The sequence below is a fragment of the Intestinirhabdus alba genome (assembly GCF_009711095.1).
In the GTDB taxonomy this organism is placed as follows: domain Bacteria; phylum Pseudomonadota; class Gammaproteobacteria; order Enterobacterales; family Enterobacteriaceae; genus Intestinirhabdus; species Intestinirhabdus alba.
On sequence record NZ_WMJZ01000099.1, the window covers coordinates 1 to 1,877 of the forward strand.

General features: G+C 56.8%; 1 protein-coding gene and 1 pseudogene. Both read left to right on the forward strand.

From position 1 onward, the window contains the following. Positions 1 to 360: pseudogene (locus tag GJV78_RS23175) on the forward strand (type VI secretion system tip protein VgrG); the annotation flags it as partial. 13 nt (positions 361 to 373) lie between these two features. Continuing rightward, positions 374 to 1,825 (forward strand): hypothetical protein, encoded by a 1,452-nt coding sequence (locus GJV78_RS22555; protein ID WP_155110291.1) that lies wholly within the window; start codon positions 374 to 376, stop codon positions 1,823 to 1,825. Positions 1,826 to 1,877: the final 52 nt, after the last annotated feature.

Consider the following 1,877-nt stretch of genomic DNA (forward strand, 5'->3'; position numbering starts at 1 on the left):
ATCGAGTCGGCGACCCCGGGAGACTACCTGACGAAGGCGGGATACTACGGCCGGCTGGAGCGGGCGCAGAGCCAGCCGGAAATCGCCCCGCTGCCGGGGGCGATCATGAATGCCGTGAATATTGCGCTTAACTTCTTTGATCGGGATAACCAGCCGATAGCCGGCGCGGCTTATCAGATTACCTTTGAGGGGGGAACGGTACTGCAGGGCGTGCTGGATGATAACGGCTATACGCTGCACAACAATGTTCCCGATGAGAATGCCACCGTGATTTATCAGCTGCCGGAGCCGCTGGCGGACGAACCCTGGCCCCCGTACTCAGCGCTGATCCAGGCCGCTGACGCATCTTTTGCCCGTTAAGTAAGGAGACGCTATGGATAAGGATCTTCAGAACGCACTCGCCTTTTATCAGCCCGCGCCGGAAGGGTGGTTCTCCGGGCTGGGCCAGAAAATGGAGGCGGCGGGTGAGTGGATATGGGAAACCATTCAGGGGGATTTTAACGAGAATCAGACCACCGGACAGGTGGTGACGGGAACCCTGATCTCGATGATCCCGCTGGTGGATCAGATCTGCGATGTTCGCGATCTGGTGGCCAACTGCAAAAAGATTAAAGAAGACGAAAACAGCACAGGCCCGTGGGTGGCCCTGGTGCTGACCCTGATTGGGCTGTTCCCGTCGCTCGGCTCCCTGGTGAAAGGCTGCATGAAGGTGCTGCTGCTTTCGGGGCGCAAAACCTTTATGCGCGCCAGCCAGAGCGGCAGCCTGGTTGCAAAGTCGATCGATGAAGGTATGGCCTTACTGCACAAACTCCTCGATATGCCGGCCGTCCGTCATACCCTGAAATCACGAAAAATCTATAATATTTACCATTTTCTGGAAAAGCAGGTCAGATCGCTGAAAGCATCGCTGACCGCTAAATCACTGCTGAAAAATTTTGATGAGCTGCTGTCCGCCACCCGCAGCCTGCTGGATAAAGCCGTTTCGTGGGGGCCGGCGTCGCTGCGCCGGCCGGCGGCAGCGCTGTGGGAGCTGCTGACTGACGTTCGCCGTAAAGCGGATGTGATGATCGCCAGGGCGCTGAAGCCGGTCAGCGATTATCTGGAGCGGCTGGCCAACCGCCTGCGGGTGGAGGGCGACAACTTATACCGGGCAAAGGCGGGTAAAAATCTCCACGTGCTGGGCAGCGAACGGGCGGCAAAGGAGCTGGAGGCGTTTAAAAAGAAGAAGCCGGAGTGGGTGGATAAGGGGTTGAAAAAACCTCAGTATCCTGCCTTAGATGATTTAAAACCGATTCATTATGAAAAAATAGACGCAGGCTGGCCGGATATTCGCTACGAGAAAGATCGCGCGTTGCCGACGAATGGTGCCTTCAACACGTTCGATGACTCTATAAAGGCCGTAGAACTCCCGCCCGGTGAAAAGCTGTATCGCGTTGTGGACCCCAGCTCAGGAGATAACAGCATCTGCTGGATGCGCGAGGCGGAGTTTACGGCGCTGAAGTCGAAAAGCGACTGGCGGCGGCGCTTTGCCGTCTGGAAAAGCTGGAACGAAAACGGCGAGTATGTGGTGTACACCGTGCCGCCGGGAAAGCCGCTGAAGGTATGGGAGGGGCGGGCCGCAACGCAGATTAACAAAAAGGTGCCGGAGTACTCGCTGGAAGGCGGAGCGGTGCAGATCGTGCTCGACCCGGCGGATTTAAAAAAAGAGTTTACCGGCCCGCGCAGACAAACCGGCTGGGGCTACCGGGATTTCGACGACGATCCGGCCTACCCCTATCAGGGGCTGCCGCAGCTGGAAAACAAACATAAGTGGCATGGAAAATAAGGACTCTATAAATGGCGATACTTCATCCTCAGGAGTGTTTTTTGCTGGAGCG